This is a genomic window from Komagataeibacter sp. FNDCR2 (assembly GCF_021295395.1).
In the GTDB taxonomy this organism is placed as follows: domain Bacteria; phylum Pseudomonadota; class Alphaproteobacteria; order Acetobacterales; family Acetobacteraceae; genus Komagataeibacter.
The window spans coordinates 1,121,356-1,143,874 of sequence record NZ_JAIWOU010000001.1 but is presented as its reverse complement, the minus strand read 5'-3'; the positions used below and the strand labels follow the sequence as shown (position 1 = coordinate 1,143,874).

The 22,519-nt window shown below is 68.3% G+C and carries 22 protein-coding genes; 14 read left to right on the top strand and 8 right to left on the bottom strand.

Features of this window, described 5'->3' with window-relative positions; genetic code table 11:
* The first annotated feature begins 2 nt into the window (after positions 1–2).
* The 4 genes from LDL28_RS05455 to LDL28_RS05440 are packed head-to-tail and all read left to right on the top strand — an operon-like array spanning position 3 to position 3,543.
* The gene (locus LDL28_RS05455) at positions 3–542 is read left to right on the top strand and encodes a hypothetical protein (RefSeq protein WP_233057564.1); all 540 of its coding nucleotides are present in this window, start codon (positions 3–5) and stop codon (positions 540–542) included.
* Positions 539–1,603 (top strand): hypothetical protein, encoded by a 1,065-nt coding sequence (locus tag LDL28_RS05450; protein ID WP_233057563.1) that lies wholly within the window; start codon positions 539–541, stop codon positions 1,601–1,603. The genes LDL28_RS05455 and LDL28_RS05450 overlap by 4 nt, the downstream gene beginning before the upstream one ends.
* 59 nt (positions 1,604–1,662) lie before the next feature.
* Entirely contained in the window at positions 1,663–3,081 is a 1,419-nt protein-coding gene (locus LDL28_RS05445; RefSeq protein WP_233057562.1) for an NADH-quinone oxidoreductase, read from the top strand.
* Positions 3,082–3,090: 9 nt separating this feature from the next.
* A complete protein-coding gene (locus tag LDL28_RS05440) occupies positions 3,091–3,543 on the top strand; it encodes an NADH-quinone oxidoreductase subunit B family protein (RefSeq protein ID WP_233057561.1) in 453 nt (150 codons plus the stop codon).
* Between the two features lie 14 nt (positions 3,544–3,557).
* Here LDL28_RS05440 and LDL28_RS05435 read toward each other — a convergent pair whose 3' ends face one another.
* Genes LDL28_RS05435 through LDL28_RS05425 form a run of 3 tightly spaced genes read right to left on the bottom strand, consistent with a single transcriptional unit; the run spans position 3,558 to position 5,904 of the window.
* Positions 3,558–4,421 (bottom strand): phosphatidylcholine/phosphatidylserine synthase, encoded by an 864-nt coding sequence (locus LDL28_RS05435; RefSeq protein WP_370636238.1) that lies wholly within the window; start codon positions 4,419–4,421, stop codon positions 3,558–3,560.
* 6 nt (positions 4,422–4,427) lie between these two features.
* On the bottom strand, positions 4,428–5,105 hold the full coding sequence (locus LDL28_RS05430; RefSeq protein ID WP_233057560.1) for a phosphatidylserine decarboxylase: 678 nt from the start codon (positions 5,103–5,105) through the stop codon (positions 4,428–4,430).
* Between the two features lie 34 nt (positions 5,106–5,139).
* Positions 5,140–5,904, bottom strand: a complete 765-nt coding sequence (locus LDL28_RS05425; RefSeq protein WP_233057559.1) for a methyltransferase domain-containing protein — start codon at positions 5,902–5,904, stop codon at positions 5,140–5,142.
* An 86-nt stretch (positions 5,905–5,990) separates the two neighbouring features.
* On the opposite strand from LDL28_RS05425, the gene gloB reads away from it, so the two are divergent.
* Both gloB and phaR read left to right on the top strand, forming a co-directional pair.
* The gene (gene gloB / locus LDL28_RS05420) at positions 5,991–6,722 is read left to right on the top strand and encodes a hydroxyacylglutathione hydrolase (protein WP_233057558.1); all 732 of its coding nucleotides are present in this window, start codon (positions 5,991–5,993) and stop codon (positions 6,720–6,722) included.
* 300 nt (positions 6,723–7,022) lie between these two features.
* A complete protein-coding gene (phaR, locus tag LDL28_RS05415; RefSeq protein ID WP_233057557.1) occupies positions 7,023–7,547 on the top strand; it encodes a polyhydroxyalkanoate synthesis repressor PhaR in 525 nt (174 codons plus the stop codon).
* 17 nt (positions 7,548–7,564) lie between these two features.
* Here phaR and LDL28_RS05410 read toward each other — a convergent pair whose 3' ends face one another.
* The 5 genes from LDL28_RS05410 to LDL28_RS05390 all read right to left on the bottom strand — a co-directional run bounded on the left by LDL28_RS05410 (position 7,565) and on the right by LDL28_RS05390 (position 11,092).
* Positions 7,565–8,302 (bottom strand): 1-acyl-sn-glycerol-3-phosphate acyltransferase, encoded by a 738-nt coding sequence (locus tag LDL28_RS05410; RefSeq protein ID WP_233057556.1) that lies wholly within the window; start codon positions 8,300–8,302, stop codon positions 7,565–7,567.
* A gap of 77 nt (positions 8,303–8,379) precedes the next feature.
* Entirely contained in the window at positions 8,380–9,069 is a 690-nt protein-coding gene (locus LDL28_RS05405) for a YdcF family protein (protein ID WP_370636364.1), read from the bottom strand.
* A complete protein-coding gene (locus tag LDL28_RS05400; protein WP_233057555.1) occupies positions 9,048–10,001 on the bottom strand; it encodes an ABC transporter permease in 954 nt (317 codons plus the stop codon). Before LDL28_RS05400 ends, LDL28_RS05405 begins: the two co-directional genes overlap by 22 nt.
* Entirely contained in the window at positions 10,001–10,672 is a 672-nt protein-coding gene (locus LDL28_RS05395) for a cell division ATP-binding protein FtsE (RefSeq protein WP_233057554.1), read from the bottom strand. Before LDL28_RS05395 ends, LDL28_RS05400 begins: the two co-directional genes overlap by 1 nt.
* Positions 10,673–10,693: 21 nt before the next feature.
* Entirely contained in the window at positions 10,694–11,092 is a 399-nt protein-coding gene (locus LDL28_RS05390) for a hypothetical protein (RefSeq protein ID WP_233057553.1), read from the bottom strand.
* A gap of 121 nt (positions 11,093–11,213) precedes the next feature.
* Between LDL28_RS05390 and LDL28_RS05385 the strand changes: the two genes are divergently transcribed.
* Genes LDL28_RS05385 through LDL28_RS05350 form a run of 8 tightly spaced genes read left to right on the top strand, consistent with a single transcriptional unit; the run spans position 11,214 to position 22,482 of the window.
* Positions 11,214–11,807: a chemotaxis protein CheW gene (locus tag LDL28_RS05385; protein WP_233057552.1), complete on the top strand. Its 594-nt coding sequence runs from the start codon at positions 11,214–11,216 to the stop codon at positions 11,805–11,807.
* The gene (locus LDL28_RS05380) at positions 11,804–13,171 is read left to right on the top strand and encodes a protein-glutamate O-methyltransferase CheR (RefSeq protein WP_233057551.1); all 1,368 of its coding nucleotides are present in this window, start codon (positions 11,804–11,806) and stop codon (positions 13,169–13,171) included. Before LDL28_RS05385 ends, LDL28_RS05380 begins: the two co-directional genes overlap by 4 nt.
* Complete coding sequence (locus LDL28_RS05375; protein WP_233057550.1) at positions 13,168–13,704, top strand: chemotaxis protein CheW; 537 nt, start codon at positions 13,168–13,170, stop codon at positions 13,702–13,704. Before LDL28_RS05380 ends, LDL28_RS05375 begins: the two co-directional genes overlap by 4 nt.
* A gap of 6 nt (positions 13,705–13,710) precedes the next feature.
* Entirely contained in the window at positions 13,711–15,393 is a 1,683-nt protein-coding gene (locus LDL28_RS05370) for a methyl-accepting chemotaxis protein (protein WP_233057549.1), read from the top strand.
* Between the two features lie 10 nt (positions 15,394–15,403).
* The gene (locus tag LDL28_RS05365; RefSeq protein WP_233057548.1) at positions 15,404–17,509 is read left to right on the top strand and encodes a response regulator; all 2,106 of its coding nucleotides are present in this window, start codon (positions 15,404–15,406) and stop codon (positions 17,507–17,509) included.
* Positions 17,506–18,585, top strand: a complete 1,080-nt coding sequence (gene cheB / locus LDL28_RS05360; RefSeq protein WP_370636236.1) for a chemotaxis-specific protein-glutamate methyltransferase CheB — start codon at positions 17,506–17,508, stop codon at positions 18,583–18,585. Before LDL28_RS05365 ends, cheB begins: the two co-directional genes overlap by 4 nt.
* 10 nt (positions 18,586–18,595) lie before the next feature.
* Positions 18,596–20,518, top strand: a complete 1,923-nt coding sequence (locus LDL28_RS05355) for a response regulator (RefSeq protein ID WP_233057547.1) — start codon at positions 18,596–18,598, stop codon at positions 20,516–20,518.
* A complete protein-coding gene (locus LDL28_RS05350; RefSeq protein ID WP_233057546.1) occupies positions 20,515–22,482 on the top strand; it encodes a response regulator in 1,968 nt (655 codons plus the stop codon). The genes LDL28_RS05355 and LDL28_RS05350 overlap by 4 nt, the downstream gene beginning before the upstream one ends.
* Positions 22,483–22,519: the final 37 nt, after the last annotated feature.

The window sequence follows — 22,519 nt, the reverse complement described above, 5'->3', positions numbered from 1 at the left end:
CCATGCTTGTACTGCTGCTTGGCGTTCTGGTTATCCTGTCGGTCGCGGGGTCGGGGGGAACGATGGGGGGGCTGGTCTGGCATGCCGTCCTGACCGCCGTGTGCATCTGGTTTTTCCACGCGGGGCCGGGGGTCGTGCCCTGCGTGCTGGCCGGGGTCATGGCGGTTCTGGTCGGGCTGCTGGCGGTGCAGATGTCTCGGGTTCCGGCGGATGGGCGCGCGTGGGGGGCTGTCCGTCCCGCTGGTGGGCTGCTGTGTGTCGCGGTGCTTGCGCAGGTGATGGTACAGGATGGCCCGGCCGACATGACGGCCCGGCTTGCGGGGCTGGCTGGCCTTGCCGCCATCATGTGCGGGGTGTGGGGGGCATGCCTTGCCCGTGCCCCGGTCGCGCTCTGCGCCGGGCTGGCCTATGGGCTGGATGGTGTGATGCTTCTGGGCGCGCGGGCAGGTAGCCTGCTGGTGATGGGGCAGGCGGTCGCGGCGGTCGTGGGGCTGAACATGCTCATGGCCGCCGTCCAGCGCGGCGGGAGCGGGCGCGTATGATGTCGCTCCCGCTCTATGTCAGCCTGCTGGCGGGCTGGATGGTCCTGGCGCTTACCGCCCTGCTGGCCACCGGCGCATCTTCCCTCTCACGCGGTGTGCTGGCCTTCGTGCTGCTGGGGCTGTGCGGGGCGGGGCATATTCCGGTGGCGGATGCCGCGCAGGCGCTGATGGCGCTGTGCCCCGCCCTGGCGCTGTGCGTGGAGACATGCCGTGGAGGGGGTGGCGGCCGATCGGGGTGGAAAGCGCTGCGGCCTTTCATCCTGTCCGGCAATGCGTCCCTTGCCCTGGCGCTGGGGCGTTGTGATCTGCTGGGAGTGTTTATCGGCATCAGTCTGGTCGTGCGGCTGGCGGGAGCATGGGGGCCGCGTGGGCCGGGTCGGGACGGGTGGCGGCTGTTGCGCGCGACACTGGGCGGGCTGATCCTGGCACAGGGCGGGCTGTTCGTGCTGCGGGCCGGGTGGGGTCCCATGCCGGGGCAGGCCGGGGCGGTCCTGCTGGTGGGGGGGCTGCTCATGGCCTGCGGGCTGCTGTCCCCCCCGGCGGCGGGTCAGCCGGAGGGGAACATGAACGGGCTCATGGTGCTGCCGATTATTGCGCGCGCGGCCGGGTCGTGGCCCCAGCTTACACCGGTGCTGACATTTTTTGGCGGGGTCTGCCTGCTCTGGTCGCTGCCGCCACGACCCGGCGGGGCGTCGCGTTCCCTGAACTGGAGTGGCTGGGCTGTTATGGCGGCGGGACTGCCTGCGGGTCAGGCCGCATTGCCCCTGGCCGCCTGCCTGCTCATGCTGGCCTGTCCGCCCCCCGTGGGGCAGGCCCCTCAAAATGGCGGGCGCGTGACGCCATGGCCCCCCTTCCTGCCCGGTATGGCGCTGGTGCTTGTACTGGTGGCGGAAATGCGGGCTTCCCTTCCGGTGGCGCTGCTGGCGGGCGTTTCGTTATGGCCGTTCCTTGCCGGGGGCGGGCAGGTTCAGGTTACGGTGCGGGGGCAGGGGGGCCTGCTGCTGGCGCTTGGCTGCATGGTGCTCGCCATCGTGGCGTACAGGGGCATGGTCCAGCCATGACGCGCGAGGTATGCGCCCTTATCCGGGCAGGGGCACGGACCGCGTGCGCTGAACGGTTCGTGCTTACACCCGATTCATGGCGCGACATGGTGGAGGGGCTGCGCCATGCATCTCTGCCGCTGTCTGGCCTGTGGACCGACGGGGCGCAGGTCCATGCCCTGTTCATGGAGGGAGGCAGGCCGCTGATTGCCAGCGTCACCGTGCCGGAGGGGCGTTATCAGGCCCTGTCGCCTGTCCGGGCCGGGGCGGACGCGTATGAACGCATTATCCGGGATTTGTGGGGCATCGAAGCCATGGGCGCGCAGGGTGGCGCGCCCTGGCTGGATCAGGGCCACTGGCCGGTTACGTGGCCGCTGCGCGAACGCCCGCCCCCGGCTCCCACCCCGCCGGAGGGGGTGGAGTTCGCGGATGGCGCGGTTGTGCGCGGGGCGGGTGGCGTCATGCTGGGTCATGGTCCGGCGGATGGCGGGTTTCAGGCCCCGCTTTATCTGCGGCTGGGCCTGCCGGGCGCGCGGATCGGAACGGTTTCGGTCCGTATGGGCTATGCCCATCGGGGCCTGTGCGCACGTATGCGGGGCCGCACGCCGATGGAGGGCGCGCGACTGGTCGCCCGGATTGATGCGGCGGCAAGTGTCGCCCATCAGTCCGCCTTCGCCCAGGCGCTGGCACAGGCTGTGGGAAACAGGGCAGAGGGGCAAGGCAATACGGCCACGTTCCTGAGCGAACTGGAACGCGTCGCCTCCCATCTGGAGGTTTTGACGCAGGCTGCCGATATAGGGGCCGATGCACGTTTTGCCACCCTTGCCGCGTCGCTGCTGGGGCAGGTGCGGCAGGCCTGTCGTGATTTATGCGGCAGGCGCTTCCTGTTCGACGTACTGCCGCCTGCGCCGGGCGCGGTGCATGACCCGGTGCTGGCGGCGGGACTGGCGGAGTCGCTGCATGACGGGAGCGAGGAACTGACGCGCCTTTTCCACCGTCCGCGCGGACTGGCCATGCGGGCGGCAGGCAGGGGAATTCTGGCCGCTCCCGTCGCGCGCCGATGGGGCATCGCAGGCTGCGTGGCGCGGGCCAGTGGTATCGAGGCGGATGCGCGGCGGAGCATGCCCCCCGCCCGCCCGGAATGTCTGGCGGACCATGTCCGGACGGACGGCGATGTCGCCAGCCGCCTTGCCATTCGCCTGCATGAGATCGGGGAAAGCGCGCATATACTGGCCGCGTCAGGTGGTGCCCCGATGCCGCCGTTTCCCCCCGTGCCCGATTACGGGGCGGGAGAAGGTCTTGGCTGTGCGGAAGGACCGAATGGGCCGGTCTGGCACTGGCTGCGGCTGGATGGCGGGCGTATTGCCGCATGGTGGTGTGGCGACCCCGCGCTTGCGCACGTACAGGCGTTGCCCGATATTCTGTCCGGGGCGATGTATGACGATGTCACGCTGGTCCTGACCTCGCTCGGGCTATCGGCGGCGGGCGCGGATCTGTAGGGGCGGGTGATGGCGTATATGCATCTGTTCCGGCGGCGCGGCGCGGCATTGCCCCGTATGGCGCCGCTGGACATTTTCCATGTGGAAACGGGTGGATGCACGGGCTGCGCGCTTGAACTGCGTGCGCTCGGGCGTGGACTTGTCGCGGCCTCCGGTGCGGTGCGCTTTGTCGCTACCCCCCGACAGGCCGGAATGCTGCTGCTGACGGGCAGCCTGACGGTGGAGATGGCCCCCGTGGTGGAAATGGCGTGGCAGGCCATGCCGGGGCCGCGTGTCCTTGCCGTGGTGGGGGACTGCGCGGTCGATGGCGGACTGTTCCCACCCAATTACGCCACGCTGGGCGGGGTGGGCGCCCATGCGCGCACCAGCCTTTCGCTACCGGGCTGCCCGCCCACGCCGGAAGACATACTGGCGGCCCTGACAGGCTGGCAGGCGCGTGATGGTGGCGATGAGAGCGCCTAGAGGGTGGTTCCCGTTCAGCCTGGCGTGGCGGGCGTGGGCTCGTCACTTTCCTGCAGCGCCTCGGCCTCACGGCGCAGGCGATGGAAGCTCATGCGGCTGATCGGCAGGAGCAGGATATAGATGACGCCCGCCGCCGCCAGCGCGCCCCAGGGTTCGGCCACCAGAATGGCGGCATAGGCCCCCGTGCCCAGCATGGTGGGCAGGATCATGGGGGCGGGGACCTTGAAGTTCTTGAACGACCATACCGGCAGCGTGGAGACGAGCAGGAAGGCCGTGCCCCCCAGTGTCAGCGCGGGCAGTATGGGCATGCGGGTCAGGTTGTACAGCCACTCCCAGTGCAGGTGCTGCGCCTCCAGCCCCAGGAATAGCGGGAACAGCGCGAGACCGGCCCCGGCCGGGGCGGGAACGCCGGTAAAGAAGCTGCTGGCGTATTTGGGCTGGTCCGCGTCATCATCAAGGCTGGCGTTGAAGCGCGCCAGGCGGAGCGCCATGCACACCGTGAACATGATGCACGGAATGTAGCCAAACCGCCCCCCTTCATGCAGGGCCCACAGGTACAGCACGAAAGCGGGCGCAACGCCGAAGCACAGGAAGTCCGACAGGCTGTCGAACTCCGCCCCGAACCGGCTGGTGCCGCGCAGCAGGCGCGCGATACGGCCGTCCAGCCCGTCGATGCACGCGGCGATCAGGAGTGCGGCCGCAGCATTGCCAAACCGCCCTTCCAGCCCGAATCGCATGCCGGTCAGGCCCGCGCACAGGCCCAGCATGGTCATGAGGTTCGGGATCATGCGGTTGAAGGACAGGCCGCGCACGCGGGGGCGCTGGCGCTTTTTCAACCGGCGGGGGGGACGCGTGGAACCGGGGGAAGGGACGGCCATGCCCGATCAGAGCCGCGCCATTACGGTTTCGCCACCGATCATGGTCTGCCCGACCTCGACCAGCGGGGTGACATCGGCGGGCAAATACAGGTCCGTGCGTGAGCCGAAACGGATCAGGCCGAAACGCTCGCCCGTTTCATACTGCATGCCTTCTTCCGCGTCGCACAGGATGCGCCGTGCGATCAGCCCCGCGATCTGCACGACCGCCACCTGCCGCCCGTCCTTCAGGCTCAGGCGCAGGGCGTTGCGTTCATTGAGTTCCGATGCCTTGTCGAGGCTGGCGTTCAGGAACTGCCCCGGATGGTAGGCGACCCGTGTGACGGTCCCGGCAACCGGCATGCGGTTCACATGCACGTCCAGCACGGACAGGAAGGTCGCGATACGCCACACCGGGGTATCGCCCATGTCCAGTTCCGGTGGCGGCGCGATCTTCTGGATCGAGACGACATGCCCGTCCGCCGGGGCGACGGCCACATCGGGCGCTGCGGGCGTGACACGTTCGGGGTCACGGAAAAAATACAGGCAGAACCCGAAGAACAGGCCACTGGCCGTGCCGAGCCATTTTGTCAGCCTGAATGGCAGCAGCCGCCCGACCACGGCCCCCACGCCGGAGGCCAGGAGAAAGGGGCGCGCGGCCGGGTGCGGCGGGGCAATGACGAGCTTGAGGGATTGAATCAGCGACATGGGACCATGTTCATGAAGATTTCAGTAAAATTGGTCAAGTATTCTGCGCATCCCCCGGCGGTGGCCGGGGCGTGAACAGGCGCGGGAAAACCCGCGCCCGCCGCAGGCCCAGCCCGGCGGGCACCATGGCGGCGGGCCGGGCGGGAATACCGGCATAGATGTCCTTCACCGCCTCGATCATGCATACACCGCCAAGGCGGGGGAACAGGGTGCGCCCCGTCCATTCCACCATGCCGACCGGCCCGGCGGGACACGGGCCGGCGGGGGGAATGTACAGCGCGTCTTCATGCCGCTCCGCATGAAAGCAGGCATCCCCCAGCCAGCGGCTGATCTGGCGGCGCGAAAACGGCGTGCCCTGCCCGAAGGGGGAGTTGTCCGCATGCGCCCACAAACCGGCCCGGTTGGGCACCACGAGCAGCAGCCTGCCGTCATCCTTGAGTATTTTCCAGACCTGCCGCAGCAGGCTGCTCTTGTCCTCGCAGACCTCAAGGGCATGGATGAGTACGATGCGGTCGAACTTCAGATCCTCGAACGGCAGGGACAGGCCATTGGCAACGCAGTCCCGCCCGTGCCACGGTGGGGCCTGGCGCGTTACATGCGTATCAAGCCGGGCGGACAGGCAGGGTGTCTCCGCCCGGTCCCACAGCGGCAGGAACGGCAGCGCGTAGCCAAGGCCCAGAATACGCCCCGCCCCCCCTTCCGGCCAGAAGGCGGCCATGCGCTGGGCCAGCAGCCGTGCGGCGATCCGCCCCCGGCGGGAGGCATAGAAATTTGCGGCGATATGCAGTTCGGCTGGCATCGGCGCATACTAGCACACCCTGTGGCCGCCGCTATCATGCCATGGCCGGGGGTGGGACGAATACGATACGGGCATGGAGGACAGTCATGACACAGCAGCTTTCCATCAGGGCGATTCCCATCCTGTCGGACAATTACGCATGGTTCGTCCATGACGGCGCGACCGGGGCCGCGGGCCTGATCGACCCGGCGGAGGAAACACCCCTGGTCACGGCCATAGAGGCGGCAGGAGGCAGGCTGGACCTGATTTTCCTTACCCATCACCATACCGACCATATTGCCGCCGCCGCCGCCCTGCGTGCCCGCTATGGCGCGCGGATCGTGGGGGCGGCGGCGGATGCGTACCGCCTGCCCCCGCTCGACATCGCGGTGCGCGATGGTGATGTGGTTCATCTGGGGCAGGCGGCGGCGGAGGTCATCGCAACGCCGGGCCATACATCGGGCGAGGTTTCGTATTACTTTCCCGCCGGTCCCGCCCTGTTCTGCGGGGATACGCTGTTCAGCATGGGGTGTGGGCGACTGTTCGAGGGCACGGCGGCGGACATGTTCGCGAGCCTCCAGCGCATTTCCGCCCTGCCGGATGATACGCTGCTTTGCTGCGGGCATGAATATACGCAGTCCAACGCGCGTTTCGCGCTGCATGTCGATCCGGCGAATGCCGCGCTGCGGGAGCGCGCGGCGCGGGTGGACGACCTGCGGCGGCGGGGCCTGCCCACGCTGCCGGTGCGGCTGGCGGTGGAGCGGGCGACCAATCCCTTCCTGCGCGCGCCCGATGTCGCGGCGCTGGCGCGGTTACGTAAAGAGAAGGACAGGTTCTGACATAATACGTCACGATCCAGCGCGCCCGCAACGACAGCCGACCGCGTGTTTCCCTGAATTCAGGCAGGCAGGTAAGGAGAAACAGGGGATGGGCGGTCCGTAACCATCGGGCGGGAAGATGCGTTACAAGGGGGAAAGCGGGTACCGTTTCGCGCCCGGAGGCCGGATCGACCCTTCGCCGCATGGCCCGCCAGTGTGTTATGCTGTATGAACAGGTAGCCCTGTTGCCCGCGGTCCGTGGGCGCTAGGGCCATGGCGGATTGGCGCGTGCCGCGCCCGATCCATGCGAAAGGTAGGCATTTGTCGGTATCTTCTGCCCCGGTTGTCATCAAGAAATATGCAAATCGGCGGCTGTACGATACCGAGCTTTCTGCATACATCACGCTTGAGAACCTGATGGACATGGTCAAGCAGGATCGTGCCTTTGTCATTCTCGACGCCCGCACGGGCGATGACATAACCCGTGGAGTTCTCGCCCAGGTCATGCTGGAGGAGGAAACCCGTGGCCGCGCCATGCTGCCGGTGGCCTTCCTGCGCCAGCTCATCCGCTGCTATGGCGAAAGCCGGCAGGGCGAGGTCTCGGACTATCTGGAACGCATGATGGCCGGGTTCATGGACCGCCAGCCCCCAACGGCCACCCCGGGCGGGCTGGAGGCGCCTGGGCGGGAGAACGACGCCGTGGCGCGCCACGTCATGTCGCTGTTCACATCGCTTTACGCGGGCGAGCATGCGGGCGACCGTACGGTGGAAAACCTGTTGCAGGAAATCATGGATCTGCGCCAGCAGGTCGCGGCCCTTCAGGCGCAACGCGACGGGCAATCCTGACCGCTCGCGCCCCGTAACTACGCGGCGGGCCTGACCTCGGGGGCCGGGACGGGCAGGTTGTGACTGGCGCACAGCCCGCGCCACGCCGTGCCGATGGCGGGCAGCAGTTGCGCGCGCCGCAGCCCCGATGGCAGCGCCGCCCCGATGACGATATGGATCGTGCCCGGATGCTTGACCAGCGCGTTGGGCCCCCAGTGCAGCCCCGCATCCGTCGCCACGGGAATGACCGGCACGCCGGTATGGGCGGCAAGCGCCGCAATGCCGGGTTGCAGGCGCACGGGCGCGCCGGGGGGCGTGCGCGTGCCTTCGGGGAAGATGATGATCTGGCGCCGGTCCTCCACGGCCGTGTCGGTTGCCGCAAGCAGCGCGCGCAGCGCCCTGGCCCCGCCATCACGGTCCACCGGGATCATGCCGCTCAGCCGCAGCATGGGGCCGACCAGCGGGATCCGCTCCAGTTCGCGTTTCATGACATAGGTGGGGCGCGGCACCAGGTTCATCCACACCAGCGTGTCAAAGGCGGACTGGTGCTGGCACGCCAGCAGGCAGGAACCGCCGGGCAGATGTTCCCTGCCGCTGACCTGTATGCGGATTTTGCAGATGCATTGCAGCCCCCGCAGGGTCAGCCCCGTCCACAGCTTGGCATAGGCCAGCGCGCGGCCCGGCGCGAACAGCCGGATGGGAAACGCGACAACGCCCATCACGATGGTCAGCAGCACGAAATACAGGTTGAACACAAGCGCGCGCAGTAGGGTCATTGCAAACAGGTCCATCAGGGTGGAATGCGGCTATCCTAACACCAGAAAACGACCGCCACGACAAGCCGGGCGCCAGATCAGCCCAGCCCCTCGGGAATTCCGGCGCGCGTATCGGAACGGTGGACCAGGCTGTGCAGCGGACGGGTCAGGCGTGGCAGGTCCAGACAGGCCAGCAGCCATTTGTCATATTCCACAACCATGAGCCGCAGCGTCGCGGGGTGGAACAGGTGTTGCAGCGCGGGTGAGCGTATGGGGTAACCATACAGCCGGACATCGGGGATGGTGCGCGATATTTCCAGCAGGGCGCGGCGGATGTGATACCCCGCCGTTACGACAATCAGGCTGTGGATGTTGTTGGCGTGGACCCAGCCCGCCGTCTCGTCCGCATTGCCCAGCGTGGAAGTGGCGCGCCGGCCCAGCGTGGTGCGGGTCCATAGCGGCAGGGGAACGGGCTGGGGCAGGCGGTGCAGGAAATCCTCCAGCGTCGCGTGCAGGTCCACGCCCGAAATCAGCAGCCGGTCCGCATCGCCATCCGCCAGCAGGCGCAGCGATTCCTCGATCCGGCCCTGCCCACCCGTCAGCGCCACGATCCCGTCCGCATGCGGCGGGGGAGAAGGCGGGCGCATGGCGTCGTGAACGAACCATGCCAGCCCCACGCCCCATGCCATGGCCGTGGCCAGCAGGCAGGCGCGCAGCACGTAACAGCGCCAGCTTGCGCGTGCGCGCCTGTAATGGCGGGATCTTTTCATGGCAGGCGGCGCAGCCAGGCCCGCACGGTCATCTGGGTCGTGATCCACCCGGTCAGCCCCGCCGCGGGCGGCAGGGCCAGCAGCATCCATAACAGCGCATGCGGCAGCGCGTCGATCCGGTCCCATGGGTCGTGCCAGTCCATCGGGGCCGTGACCGCCGGGTCGGTCAGGGTGGTGAACGGGGCGGCAAGCTGCGACATGACCAGCAGCATGGGAAGCGCCAGCACACTGCCGCACAGGCCGCCGCCCAGCGCCAGCAGCGTCACGCGCGAAGCGAAGCGGCCTGAAATATAGCCATCCGACGCGCCCAGCGCGTGGATCAGCGCAATGGCCTGCCGCCGGGTCTGGAGCCCGGCGCGGGTCGCGGCCATCACCACGCACACCGCCACCGTCATCACGATCAGGACCGCCAGAAGCGCGCAGCCCTGAAGGCTGCGGGCCAGGGCCGCGAGCCGGTCGCTCCACACGCTGTCATGCTCCATCATCACCCCCGGCGCGCGGGCCTGCAGCCGGTCCAGCAGGTCGGGCGCCGGATTGTGGCCCGGCAGGGTGCGCAGTTCGATCACGGCGGGCAGGGGGAGCGCCTGCCCGCCGGCCTGTTCTATCCATGGGGCCAGCAGGGCGCGCAGTTCTGCGTCACTCAGGCGGTGGGCGCTGACAACGCCCGGCGTGGTGGCCAGCAGATCCAGCACCACGGTTATGCGTGTGGAAGACGGGCCGGAAGGGCCGGTAGCGGCCGGGCGGCTGGCTGGTTCGTCGGGGGCGGGCACCTGTACGGTCGTGACCGCGCCCGCCCCATGGGTCCAGCGCTGGGACAGGGAATGCGCCGCGATGCCGCCCGCCAGCGCCAGCGCGGCCAGAAAGGACATGGCCGCCACGAGAAAGGGCAGGAAGCGCCCCGGCAGGGCCTGATGCAGGGCCAGCCCGTCATGGTAGCGCCTGCGGGCCATCAGCGGTACTCCTGCACCAGATGGCCGTGCGCCAGTTCAATGGCGGGGGCGGGGTATTTACGTACTATCGCGTCGTTATGGGTGGCCACGACGATGGTGGTGCCCAGTTCGGCCAGCCGGTGGAACATCATGAGCAGGCGCGCGGCCTGGCGTTCATCAAGCGCGTTGGTCGGTTCATCGGCCACCAGCAGCGCCGGGCGGTAGATCACGGCGCGTGCGATCGCGACACGCTGCTGCTCCCCGCCCGAAAGCTGGGGGGGCAGCGCGTCGAGCCGGTTTTCCAGCCCCACCCATTTCATGATGGCATGGACCTCATGGCTGATCTCGGCTTCCGCGCGGTGTTGCAGCCGCAGCGGCAGGGCCACGTTGTCAAACACGTTCAGGTCGGGCAGCAGCCGGAAGTCCTGATGCACACTGCCGATGCGCCTGCGCAGGCGGGCAAGCGCGCCACGGCGCGCCTGCATGACCGGCACGCCCAGTATCTCGACCATTCCCGCGCTGGCCTGCGCCTCAAGTGAAAGGATGGACAGAAGCGATGACTTGCCCGCCCCCGATGGCCCCAGCAGCCAGCGGAATTCACCCTGCGGCACATCAAGGCTGACATGCGACAGCGCGGCCTGCCCCGTGCGGCTGTCGCCATAGGCGTAACTGACATCATGCAGGCGGAACATGCGGCTGGGTCCGTCCCGTCTTTACATGGTGCGCGCGGCGATGGTGGACAGTGTGGCGCACAGGGCGGCCGTGGCCATGAGCGCAAGCCCGTCGAACACGAGCGCCGACGGCGTGAGCAGGTGCGTGCCCACTTCCAGATGGTCGGGAATGGAATGCGCCACCCGTGCGATCATGTCGCGCGTCTGCGGGTCGCTGCCGGCGGCGTTGGTCGCGATGCCCATGACATGCGGCAGCAGGCTCCAGCCGATGCCAAGGATCAGGACAAGCGGGGCGACGAGTTCGGAGACCTGCTGGACCAGATAGAACAGGAAATAGAAAACCGACCACACCGTCACCCGCAGGATACGCGCTATGTTGATGCCACGGCTCGCCCGTGCGGGCGCGCGCTCCGGTGAGGGATTGGAAATGGGACTGTCCATCGAAACAAGACTCCGGCCACGGGGCAGCTTCCCCGAATTGAAGGAAACGCATTCCTGCCCGAGGTAGCGATGGCTTGTATTAAATGCAAACTTCTGCCTTGTGCATATGGGAAACAGCAGGTTGCGTAACCATATGGATCACGCCACGGCACATCAGGGCGGCGGGCCCGGGCCGGACCGCGCGGAAATCGCGCCGGTCATGGTCTTTCGCGTGGGGGAACGGCTTTATGGCCTGCCCGCAGGGCAGGTCGTGCGCGAATGCATGCCGGTGCCCGAACTGCTGCCGCTGGCGGTGGCGCTGCCGCATGTGTCGGGCTGGTTCAGGCTGGGGGCCGCCAGGGTGGTGGTGCTCGACCTGGGCGTGCTGCTGGGCGAACGCGCGCGCGCGGTCAGCCAGCCGGTGGACCTGCTCTACCGCCCGCTGCTTTTGTGCAAGCTGGAGGGCGGTGGCCATGTGGCGCTGCTGGTGGACGGCGCGCGTGAGGTGACGCGCGCGGGCCTGTTGACGGCGGGGCCTGTTGACGGCGCGGGGCCGGAGGTGGAGTGTGCGGGGCAGGAACTGGAACTGAAGGATGGCAGTATTGCCTGCATGTTGCGCATGGCCGACATCCTGACACGGGGCGAGCGCATGCGGCTCGATGACCTCATGGCGCGCACGCACGCCCGCGCCGCACTGTGGGCGGGCGCCGGGGATGAGGCGGAGGGCCATCCATGACCGGACCGGCCGCCTTTCCGCCCGCCGGTTTCCGGCGGCTGGTCAATGCCGTGACCCTGCGTACCGGGCTGCATTATTATGTGGACAAGACCGACCTGCTGGAACAGGTGGTCGGCGCGCGCATGCGGCTGCATGGCTGTCTTACCTGCCACGACTATCTGGCGCTGCTGTCCGATGAGGCGCGGGGCGATGCCGAATGGCGCGAGCTGGAATCGGCCATTACCATCGGGGAGACCTTCTTCTTCCGCTATGCCGAGCAGTTCCAGGCGCTTGAACACACCATCCTGCCACAGTTGATCCGCCGCGCGGCGGCGACGCGGCACCTGCGGGTATGGAGTATCGGCTGCTCAAACGGCGCCGAACCCTATTCACTGGCCATCCTGCTCACGCGCCTGCTGGAAGAGGCGGACATGGTGGTGGCGGACTGGCACATCGAAATTCTGGGCACCGATATCAGCGACCGCGCGCTTGAACAGGCCCGGCAGGCGGAATTCAGCGCCTGGACCCTGCGTGACATCCCCCCCGCCCGGCGGCAGGCCTGGTTCGCCCCGGTCGGCGCGCGCACGTGGCGGCTGCATGACCGCTACCGCCGCATGGTCCGTTTCAGCTACAGCAACATCCTTGACCTGCTGCGGCCCGATGGCGGCCCCGCCGGTCCGTTCGACCTGATCCTGTGCCGCAACGTGCTGATCTATTTCGCGCAGGCGCAGGCGGTGGGGCTGGTACGCGCCATGGCGGACCGCCTGGCCCCCGGCGGCTGGCTGCTGCAGGGCCATTCGGAGCCGGTGTCCGATTTCAGCCCGTTTCTCGAGACCGTGCGCCTGCCGGGCACGCTGGCCTTCCGCGCCGCCCGCCCGGCCACGGGCCAGCCGCCCGAACCCGTGGCGCCGCGTGCGCCCCGGCGCGACGCCCCGCCGGTCGCGCTGCCCGCCCGCGTGGCGGACAGCACCGCCATCGCCACCGAGATCCGGCGTGTGGCCGATAGCGGGCATGTCCGGCGCGGCATGCAGATGTGCCGTGACTATCTGGCCCGCCACCCGGTCGATGCCCGCATCCATTTCCTGTTCGCCGTGCTGGCGTGGGGTGAAGGATCGCTGTTGCAGGCCGAGGAGTCGTTCCGCCGTGTCATCTACCTGTGTCGTGACCATGTCATGGCGCGCTGCTACCTTGCCCGCATGCTTGAAGACAGTGGCGGCTGGGCGCAGGCGCGCAGGCTGCGCCAGCAGATGATCGATCTTGTCCGCCGCTGCCCCCCCGACATGGTCCTGCCCGATGGGGATGGCCTGACGGCGGGCGGCCTGCTGCGCCTGGTGCGCCAGATCAGTGACAGGCCCGCCATCCAGCAGGCCCGGGTTCCGTCATGAAGGCCCAGGGCCCCGACCATTCCCCCACCGGGGGCGACGCGTTCGCCCGGCGCGTGCTGCGCGAACGCGCGCGCATCATGGCCGCGCGTGGGTATGATGCGGACGCCACGGCGCGCCGCCCGCTGGTCATGCTTGACCTTGCCGGACAGTCCTGCGGGGTGGACCTGCACGCCGTGCTGCGCGTGACCGACCCGGTCTGGAGCGACATGCCGCGCAGGCCCGACTGCCCGCCGGGCGTGCGGGGCGTGCATGGCTATCAGGGCGATCTGTACACCGTGTTCGACCTGTCGGTGCTGCTGGGGGGGGCGCGGCTGGACAATCCGGGGGTGATGCTGCTGCTGCGCTCGGTTTCCAGTATTCCGCTGGGGCGTATCGCCCTGCTGGCCACGGCGGCGACCGGCACGGTGGAAATTGCCGGAACACCCACCCCGCTCACCCCATCTGGCTTTCCGCAGGCGCACCTGCCCGATGGGCGCGGCCTGACCGTTATCGACCCCGCGCGCCTGTTTTCTTCCCGTTATGTCGGAGTGTGAAATCCCGTGACAATCGCCAATCGCCTGCTGTTCGGCTTCATGGTCGGTGTCCTGCTCCTGGTCTCGCTGGGTATTTACGCGCTGGGGCAGATCCGTGAGGTGCGCGATGAAATGACCCTCATCGTCACGCGGGATCTGTCGGTCTATCGCGAACTGACGCATATCCGCGCCAACGAGAACGATCTGGTGGCGCGCCGTCTTGCCATCCTCGCCCATTACTACGCGCATGATTTCGAGAACGCGCCCGCTGTGCTGGAAGACGCCATTGCAAGCTGGGACGAAAAATCGCGTGAGGCCGAGGGCCTGCTGGCGGGCGTGCTTTCCCGCTCGGAAGAGGCCGGACGCCTTGCGCGCAGCGACGACCAGCGCGAGATGTTCAATACCGTCGCCGCGCAGTTGCGTGATATTTCCGGCCAGTTCCAGATGGATACGCGCGCGGCGGGCATGCTGTTCCAGGCCATGCGGGCGGCGAACGACACGAGCGTGCGTGAACAGGCGTCGCGTATCGACAGTCGCGAACAGTCCATCGACCTGCTGGTCAGCCGGGCCGCCTCCCTGCTGGACCACGGCGTGCAGGTGGCGGAAACGCAGGGCGCCGCCTCCTATGACTACAGCCGCCGCTCACTGGCCATTGGCATGGGGCTGGCCGTTGTCGTGGCGCTGATCGTCACGTTCTGGACGCGGCGCTCCATCATGGAGCCGATCTCCTCCATCATGCATGTGATGGAGCGCGTGGGGCAGGGCGATCTGGCCACGCGCGCCAAGGTAGGTGGCATGGGCGAGGAACGCGATGAGGTCGCCCGCCTTGCCGCGGGTCTGAACCGCATGATCGACGGCCTGCGCGAAATCGCCCGCCAGAGTGGCGAGGTGACGCAGAACCTGGATACGGCGGTGGCCGAGATCCGCGCCTCCACCCAGCAGCAGGCCGCCAGCGTGGAGGAACAGTTCGCCGCCGTGCAGGAAACGGCGGCCACGGTGGACGAGATCACCCATTCCGGCGCGCAGATCAGCAAGCGCGCGCGGGAGGTGATTTCCTCGGCGGAGGTGATCGTCCACAGTTCGGCCAGCGGCCTCGAGGCGGTGGAGGAAACCGCCCGCGCCATGGCCCATACCCATGACGGGGCCGAGGCCGTGGCCTCGAACATCGTGGCCCTGTCCGAACGGACCGAGGCGATCAGCGAGATCATCGCCACCGTCAATGACCTGTCGGAGCGTTCGCACCTGCTCGCGCTCAATGCCGCGATCGAGGCGGCGGCGGCGGGCGAGCACGGGCGGTCCTTCGCCGTGGTGGCCGCCGAGATGAAAATCCTGGCCGACCAGTCGCGTGACGCGACGCAGAACGTGCGCGCCATACTGGGTGACATCCAGCGCGGCATCAACACCTCCGTCATGCTGACGGAGGAGGCGGTCAAGCGCGTTTCCGCCGGTCGGGAACGGACCGACATCGCGTATCGCACCATCGAGCGCATGACCGGCGGGATCGAGGAAGGGGTGCATGCCTTCCAGCAGATCGTGGCCTCGACCAACCAGCAGCAGATCGGGATCGAACAGGTCATGACGGCGCTCCAGAGCATCCGCCAGGCCAGCCAGCAGACATCGGCCGGAACCCGCAACCTGGAAGTATCCGCCAGCAACCTGGGCAAGCTGTCCAAGCAGTTGCTGACCATCTCCGCGCGCTACCGGACCTGACGGCAAGGCCGTGGAGAGCCTTCGGGACGAATTGCTGGCGGTATTCGACGCCGAATATCGCGACCACCTGCGCGCCATCCGGGCCGTCATGGCGTCGGGCTGTACCAGCCGGCGCGATGTGGCGGAAATATTCCGCCGCATCCATTCCCTGAAGGGAGCGGCCCGCGCGGTGGAACTGCCGGGGGTGGAAGGCGTGGCCCACACGCTGGAAAACCGCCTGTCCGGCCTGCTGGCCGCCAGCACCCTGCCCGACGCGGCCGATCTGAAGGCCATTGCCGATACGCTTGACGAGATCGACCTGATCATGACATCCGCGCCACCGGCAGCCGACGTCCCGCCTGACGCGCCCCTGCCCGCGGAAAACGCGGCCTATGTGCAGGTGCCCGTGGCGCGGCTCGATGCGCTGGCCTCCGCCGTGCATGATCTCATGTCGGTCGCGGACCGGCATGAGCGGCTGTGGGCGCGGGTCATGGACCTGCTGGCGGATTCACGCGCCGTCATGCATGCGCCCGAACGCATGCGCGCCGACCCGGTGGCCGAATTCGGCCGCATGACGCGCAGGCTCATGGCGGTGGGGCGGGAGCGTGAACTCATGGCCGGCCAGATCGACCGCGCGCTCTTGCGGCTGGGGGAGGAAGTGCATGCCGTCACCCTCGTCCCGGCGGAAAGCGTGTTCGGCTCGCTTGCCCCCATGGCGCGGCGCATCGCGCGTGAACATGGCGGGCCGGAGGCCGGGGTGGATGTGCATATGCACGGCATGGGGGTCCAGACCGAGCGGCGCGTGATGCAGGCGCTGCGCGACCCGGTCATCCACCTGGTGCGCAACGCCATCGTCCATGGGTACGAAACGCGCGCCCAGCGGCTGAAGGCGGGCAAGTCCGAACGGCTCAACATCACCATTTCCGTCACCCTGACCGGGGTGCGGCTTCAGGTCGCGGTCAGTGATGACGGGCGTGGCCCGGACCTGCACGCCATTGCCGCGCGCGCGGCGGGGCAGGGGCTGGTCCATGCCGATGCGCCGCTGGATGCGCGCCAGTTGCTGGCGCGCGTGTTCGAACCGGGCTTTTCCACGCGCGGTCAGGCCGACAGCCTGGCCGGGCGCGGGGTGGGCCTGTCGGTCGTGGCGGAAGCGGCGCGTGCCCTGCACGGCACCGTGCGCATGGAACAGCGCCAGCCCGCCGGGACCACGGTCACCCTGACCGTGCCGGTCTCGCAGCGCCAGCGCACGGTGCTGCTGGTGGAAAACGCGGGCCAGACGCTGGGGCTGCCGGGGCGGGTCATCCGCCACCTGCTGCGCATACGGCGCGAGGATATCCGCATGCTCAACGGCCTGCCCTTCGGCGTGGTGCCGCGCCCGCCCGATGGCGTCCAGCCCGCGCGCGAGACCGCGGGGCAGGCGGAAGAACTGGTTCCGCTGGTCCCGCTGCTGGCTTTCGTGGGGGATGAGGACGCGCCCCTGCCGGTGCGTGATGGCGCGGTCAGCGTCGCGGTGATGGAGGTTGATGGCGTGCGCTGCGGCTTTGCCGTGGAGCGCATGGTGGATGTGCGCACCCTGCTGGTGTCGGACGCCACCGCCGTGGGGCTTGACAGTGAACTGGTCCCCGGCATCGCCTGGCCGCGTGAGGACCAGCCGGTTTTCGTGCTCAGCCCCGACCGGCTGTTCGCGCGCTGGCGCCTGCGCGGCAACGGGGGGGCCGTGCGCTTCAGCGATGTGGATGACGCGGCCGCCGTGGCGCCGGTGCGCCATGCGCCGCTGGTCATGGTGGTGGACGACTCGATCACGACCCGGACATTGCAGAAAACGATCCTCCAGTCCCATGGTTATGATGTCTGTCTCGCGGTGGATGGGGAGGAAGCCCTCGCGCAACTCCAGCAGTCCACGCGGCATGTCGATGTGGTGGTGACGGATGTGGAAATGCCGCGCATGGATGGCTTCGACCTGCTGGCCGCCATGCGGGCCGACCCGCATCTGGCGGATATCCCGGTCGTGCTCATGACCTCGCGCGATGAGGGCGAGGACGTGCGCCGGGGCATGGAAGGCGGCGCGCGCGCCTACCTGACCAAGCAGAGATTCGATCAGGGCGAACTGATCGATACCATAAGGGGCCTGTTGTGAGCCTGCCCATCCCCCCGCGCCGCGTGCTGATCGTGGAGGATTCGGCGGTCCTGCGGCACCTGCTCATGCGCGTGGTCGCCAGCGATCCGCGCCTTGAACTGCTTCAGGCCGTGGAAACGGCGGAAGAAGCCCTGCGCCTGGTTCCGCACCTGCGCCCCGACGTGATCTCCATGGATATCTGCCTGCCCGGCATGGACGGGCTGGAAGCCACCCGCCAGATCATGGCGCATTTTCCCACCCCCATCGTGATCGTGAGCGATACGGTGGGGGGCGAGAGCACACATGTCTCCATGAACGCGCTGCGCTCGGGTGCGCTGGCGGTTGTCGAGAAACCGCAGGGCCTGTCCGGCGGGGGGGCCACGGCAGCGGGGATCGCGACACAGCTCTATATCATGAGCCAGGTCCCGGTCATCCGCCGCCGCCTGCCCCAGGCCGGTCCGTTCCCCCCGCAGGGCGCGCGGGCCCGCCCGCTGGATATTCACCCCCGTATCCTCGCCCTTGCCGCCTCCACCGGGGGGCCGACCGCGTTTGCGCGCGTGCTGGGGGACCTGCCCGCCGATTTCGCGCTGCCGGTGGTTCTGGTGCAGCATATGGGCGAACCGTTCATGGAAGGCTTCGCCCAGTGGCTGGACCAGCAGGTTCCCCTGCCGGTCATGCTGGCGCGGCATGGCACGCCGCTGGCGCGCGGGCAGGTTCTGGTGGCGCCGGGCAACCGGCACATGACGGTGGGCACGCATGGCGAGGCCGTGCTGCATGACGACGCGCAGGTGCAGGGGCAGCGCCCTTCGGCCGATGTGCTGTTTTCCTCCGTCGCTCGGGTCTTCGGGGCCGATGGTCTTGGCGTGCTGCTGACAGGCATGGGAGAAGACGGCGTGGAAGGGCTTGGCCGCATCCGCGCACGCGGGGGCTACACGATTGCCGAAGACCGCAGCACCTCGGTCATCCATGGCATGCCCGGCGCCGCCGAACAGGCGGATGCGGCGTGCATAAGCCTGCCGGTGCATGAGATCGGCCCGCATATTCTCAGGCTTCTGGCGGGCAGCCAGGCGCCCATCGACAGACTTCTGGAAGGATGATCGCGCCCCCATGCCCCTGACCAATGGAAAGGATGACCCGGATACGCTGCTGCTGGTCGAGGATTCGGACACACAGGCGCTGCGCATCCGCCGCATGCTCGAAGGGCACGGCTTTCACGTCCACCGCGTGGCCAGCGGGGAGGACGCGCTCGACACGCTGGATGAGCGCCTGCCGGGGCTGGTGATCGCGGACTATCACCTGCCGGGCATGAATGGCGGCCAGCTTGCCCGGCAGTTGCGCATGAACGCGGTGACACGCACCATTCCCGTCCTGATCCTGACGGAAGGGATCGAGCCGGGGCTGGAGCGCGAGGGGCTGGAAAGCGGGGCGGACGCCTATATTCCCAAATCCTCCGATCCGGCGCTGATCGTCTTCCGTATCCGCGCGCTTTTGCGCGAACATGCGGCCCATGCGCCCAGCCTGCGGCCCGAGCGGGTCTTCCGCCGCGCGCGCATCATGGTCATCGCCCCCGAACCCACATGCCAGCAGGCGGTGCCCGAACTGATCGGGCAGTTGCGGCGCGACGGGCATATCGTCACGCTGTGTCACGACCCGGCGCGGCTTGAGCCATCCCTGCTGCACGACCCCGACCATGTGCCCGACTGCGTGGTGATCGACCTGGCCTGTCAGGAATTCGACGGGCTGGAAGTGTGCCGCAGGCTGGATGGGTGGCGGCAGGAGGATCTGCTGTCGGGCAACGTGCCGCCGCGCATCCTGGGGGTGGATGGCGGCCCGCGCCCGGATGCGCGCGCGTTCTCGGCGCGGGTGTTCGAGGCGGGGATAGACGATCTCGTCTCACGCGATGTGGGGCCGGCGGCCCTTGCGCTGCGCATTCGCGTGCTGGTGCGGCGCAAGCTGTTGCAAGATGACGTGCGCCGGATCGAGATGGAGCGCCAGGCGCGTGAGGTCGCGGTCAAAAGCGCGCGCGCGCAGGCGGCGGCCATCGCCTCCAAGGCATCCCTGGCGGAGGCGCTGGAACAGGCCAACCGCGAACTGGCCGACGCCAACCGCAAGCTGATCGAGACACAGGGCAAGCTGGTGCAGACGGCCAAGATGGCCTCGCTGGGTGAACTGGTGGCCGGGATCGCGCATGAGATCAACAATCCGCTCGCCTTCATTCTTGCGCACAAGGATACCGTGGCGCGCGGGCTGGAACGGCTGAAGGGGCTGGAAGCGGCCTGCACCGATGACGGGCTTGCGGACCGCGAGGCCATCCTGAACAAATGCTGCGACCGGATCGGGTCGATGAACATGGGGTTGCGGCGCATCCAGAACCTCGTGCTGAACCTGCGTAAATTCTCCCGGCTGGATGAAGGGCTGTTCCAGTTGATCGACGTGCCCGAGGCGCTGGAAACGGTCATGGCGCTCCTGACCCAGAAGCTGGGTAGCGGCATCGTGGTCCGGCGGCGTTACGAGGCGCCGGAGCGGCTGTACTGTCAGGCCGCCCTGCTCAACCAGGTCATCATGAACATCATCAGCAACGCCGCCGACGCGATCCTCGCCGCCCAGCCCGATGACATGTCCGCCCGCAGCGGCATCGCGGAAGGGGAGATCGAGATTCACACCTTCCTTGCGCACAGGGAAGGCGGGCAGGACAGCTATGTCTTCGTCATTACCGATAGCGGCCCCGGCATCGTGCCCGATGTGCAGGAACGCATTTTCGAGCCGTTTTTCACCACCAAGCCGGTGGGCGCGGGCACCGGGCTGGGGCTGGCCATCGCCTACAGCGTGGTGCAGGCGCATCATGGCAGCCTTTCCGTCAGCAGGGCGCCGCAGGGTGGCGCGCGCTTCACCATTTCCGTACCGTGGAACGCGGGGCCGGGCGGCGAGAGCCTGCCACCGGGTCCGGCCGCCACCCCAGATCCGGCCCACCGGACGCATCCCGAACCCCCGCGTCCCGAATCCTTGCGGCAGGGAGTTGCAGACCAATGAAGACCGACCACGCCGCACAGCCGCGCCCCGTTGTCCTGCTGGTGGATGACGAGGCGGAGATCCTCGTCGCCCTGACGGACCTGCTGGAAGACACCTTTACCGTGCTGTCCACCACATCCCCCCTCGCGGCGCTGGAAATCCTGTCCACGCGCCATGATGTGGATGTGATCGTGTCCGACCAGCGCATGCCTGAAATGGGCGGCGATGTCATGCTGGCGCGCGCAAGGGAGACCTGCGACGCGCAGGCGATCCTGCTGACGGGCTATGCCGATATCGGCGCGGTGGCGGCGGCACTCAATCAGGGGCGTATTTCGTTCTATTCCCACAAGCCATGGGATCCCGACGCCCTGCGCGCCATGATCGTGCAGGCGGCGGATTACCACAGGCTGGAACGTGAACTGCGTACCGAGCGCATGCTGCTGCATGGGTTGCTCGACAACCTGCGCTCTGGCCTGGGGTTCAAGGACGCGCAGGGCCGCTTCATCCGCATCAACCAGCAGGCGGCCGACTTTTATGGCCGCGACATCGCCGCCTGCCTTGGCCAGACGGAAGAGGAACTGTGCGACGCCGAACTCCTGCCCATCATCCGTGCGGCGCAGGAACGCCTGCGCACCGAGGGCCGCGACGAGGAAACCCTTGAACTGCCCGCCCATATACGCGGCGGCGCGCAGGGGCGGTGGCGCGAGATCACGCGCGTGGTGCTGGGCGCGCTGGGGGATGGCACGGCCTGTTCCGTCGTGATCAACCGCGATGTCACCCGCCAGCAGGAAATGGCGGCCCGGCTGCGGCAGGCGGAAAAGATGCAGGCGCTGGGCACGCTTGCGGGCGGGATCGCCCATGACTTCAACAACCTGCTGACCGCCGTGCTGGGTTCGCTTGAACTGGTGCGCGACATGGGGCCGGAAAGCGGGCCGATGGCGCGGCTTCTGGACAATGCCTCCGCCGCCGCCCAGCGTGGGGCGTCATTGACGCGGCGGCTGCTCAATTTCAGCCGCCCGCGCGACCTGAGCCTTGAGCCGGTGGATGTGAACGCCCTGCTGCACGGCATGAAGGATCTGCTGGCCCAGACCGTGGTCTCCCGCCAGGGCAAGGATGGTGGCGCGCCATGCACCATCGTGGTGGATACCGCCGCGTCGGAAGGTGTCCTGCCGCCGGTCAGCACGGATGCGGGCCAGCTCGAACTCGCGGTGCTCAACCTGTGCATCAACGCGGTGGACGCCATGCCCGGCGGCGGCGTGATCCGGGTTTCCACCGCGCTGAAACGGGTGAAGGAAATCGTGGCGGGCACGAATCTGGTGCCCGGTGAATACATCATGGTTTCCGTCATCGATCAGGGTGTGGGCATGTCCCCTGAAACGCTGGCCCGTGTGTTCGAACCGTTTTTCACCACCAAGGACGTGGGGCGTGGCACCGGGCTGGGCCTGTCCATGATCTATGGCTTCATCCGCCATGTGGGGGGGGAGGTGCAGGTGCGCAGCCAGCCGGGGGCGGGCACGCGCGTTGACCTGTGCCTGCCCGTGCAGGCCGGTGCGGCGCGTGGTGACGCCCCGGCCGCGGGTGGCGCGCTGGTCGCGGCCCGGGGCGGGGCGGACCGGGCGCTGCATGTCATGGTGGTGGATGACGAGCCGGGGGTGCGGGCGGTCACGGCCGGGTTCCTGCGCGCGCGCGGGCATGACGTGCGCGAATACGCCAGCGGCCCGGACGCCGTGCGCGCCATGGAGCAGGGGCCGGGACCGATCGATCTCGTGATCATGGATGTCATGATGCCGGGCATGGGCGGGCTGGAGACGGCGCACCGCCTTCAGGCGCTGCGTCCCGGCCTGCGCGTGCTGTACCTGACCGGCTACGCCAATGCGGGCGCATTGCCCGCGGGCAGCGCCGATGTCATGCACAAGCCCTTCACCCGCGCCGACCTTGCCGCCCATATCGACCGGATCATGAGCCGCGCGGCGCAGGAGGCATGAGGGCATGCCTGCATGGGGTGGATGCCCCTTGCGCTGG

What these genes read in the sequence shown, in the direction of transcription:
- LDL28_RS05455 (WP_233057564.1), top strand. Translation starts at nt 3, where the DNA reads ATGCTTGTACTGCTGCTTGGCGTTCTGGTTATCCTGTCGGTCGCGGGG.
- LDL28_RS05450 (WP_233057563.1), top strand. Translation starts at nt 539, where the DNA reads ATGATGTCGCTCCCGCTCTATGTCAGCCTGCTGGCGGGCTGGATGGTC.
- LDL28_RS05440 (WP_233057561.1), top strand. Translation starts at nt 3,091, where the DNA reads ATGGCGTATATGCATCTGTTCCGGCGGCGCGGCGCGGCATTGCCCCGT.
- LDL28_RS05435 (WP_370636238.1), bottom strand. Translation starts at nt 4,421, where the DNA reads ATGGCCGTCCCTTCCCCCGGTTCCACGCGTCCCCCCCGCCGGTTGAAA.
- LDL28_RS05430 (WP_233057560.1), bottom strand. Translation starts at nt 5,105, where the DNA reads ATGTCGCTGATTCAATCCCTCAAGCTCGTCATTGCCCCGCCGCACCCG.
- LDL28_RS05425 (WP_233057559.1), bottom strand. Translation starts at nt 5,904, where the DNA reads ATGCCAGCCGAACTGCATATCGCCGCAAATTTCTATGCCTCCCGCCGG.
- gloB (WP_233057558.1), top strand. Translation starts at nt 5,991, where the DNA reads ATGACACAGCAGCTTTCCATCAGGGCGATTCCCATCCTGTCGGACAAT.
- LDL28_RS05410 (WP_233057556.1), bottom strand. Translation starts at nt 8,302, where the DNA reads ATGACCCTACTGCGCGCGCTTGTGTTCAACCTGTATTTCGTGCTGCTG.
- LDL28_RS05400 (WP_233057555.1), bottom strand. Translation starts at nt 10,001, where the DNA reads ATGGCCCGCAGGCGCTACCATGACGGGCTGGCCCTGCATCAGGCCCTG.
- LDL28_RS05395 (WP_233057554.1), bottom strand. Translation starts at nt 10,672, where the DNA reads ATGTTCCGCCTGCATGATGTCAGTTACGCCTATGGCGACAGCCGCACG.
- LDL28_RS05390 (WP_233057553.1), bottom strand. Translation starts at nt 11,092, where the DNA reads ATGGACAGTCCCATTTCCAATCCCTCACCGGAGCGCGCGCCCGCACGG.
- LDL28_RS05380 (WP_233057551.1), top strand. Translation starts at nt 11,804, where the DNA reads ATGACCGGACCGGCCGCCTTTCCGCCCGCCGGTTTCCGGCGGCTGGTC.
- LDL28_RS05375 (WP_233057550.1), top strand. Translation starts at nt 13,168, where the DNA reads ATGAAGGCCCAGGGCCCCGACCATTCCCCCACCGGGGGCGACGCGTTC.
- LDL28_RS05355 (WP_233057547.1), top strand. Translation starts at nt 18,596, where the DNA reads ATGCCCCTGACCAATGGAAAGGATGACCCGGATACGCTGCTGCTGGTC.
- LDL28_RS05350 (WP_233057546.1), top strand. Translation starts at nt 20,515, where the DNA reads ATGAAGACCGACCACGCCGCACAGCCGCGCCCCGTTGTCCTGCTGGTG.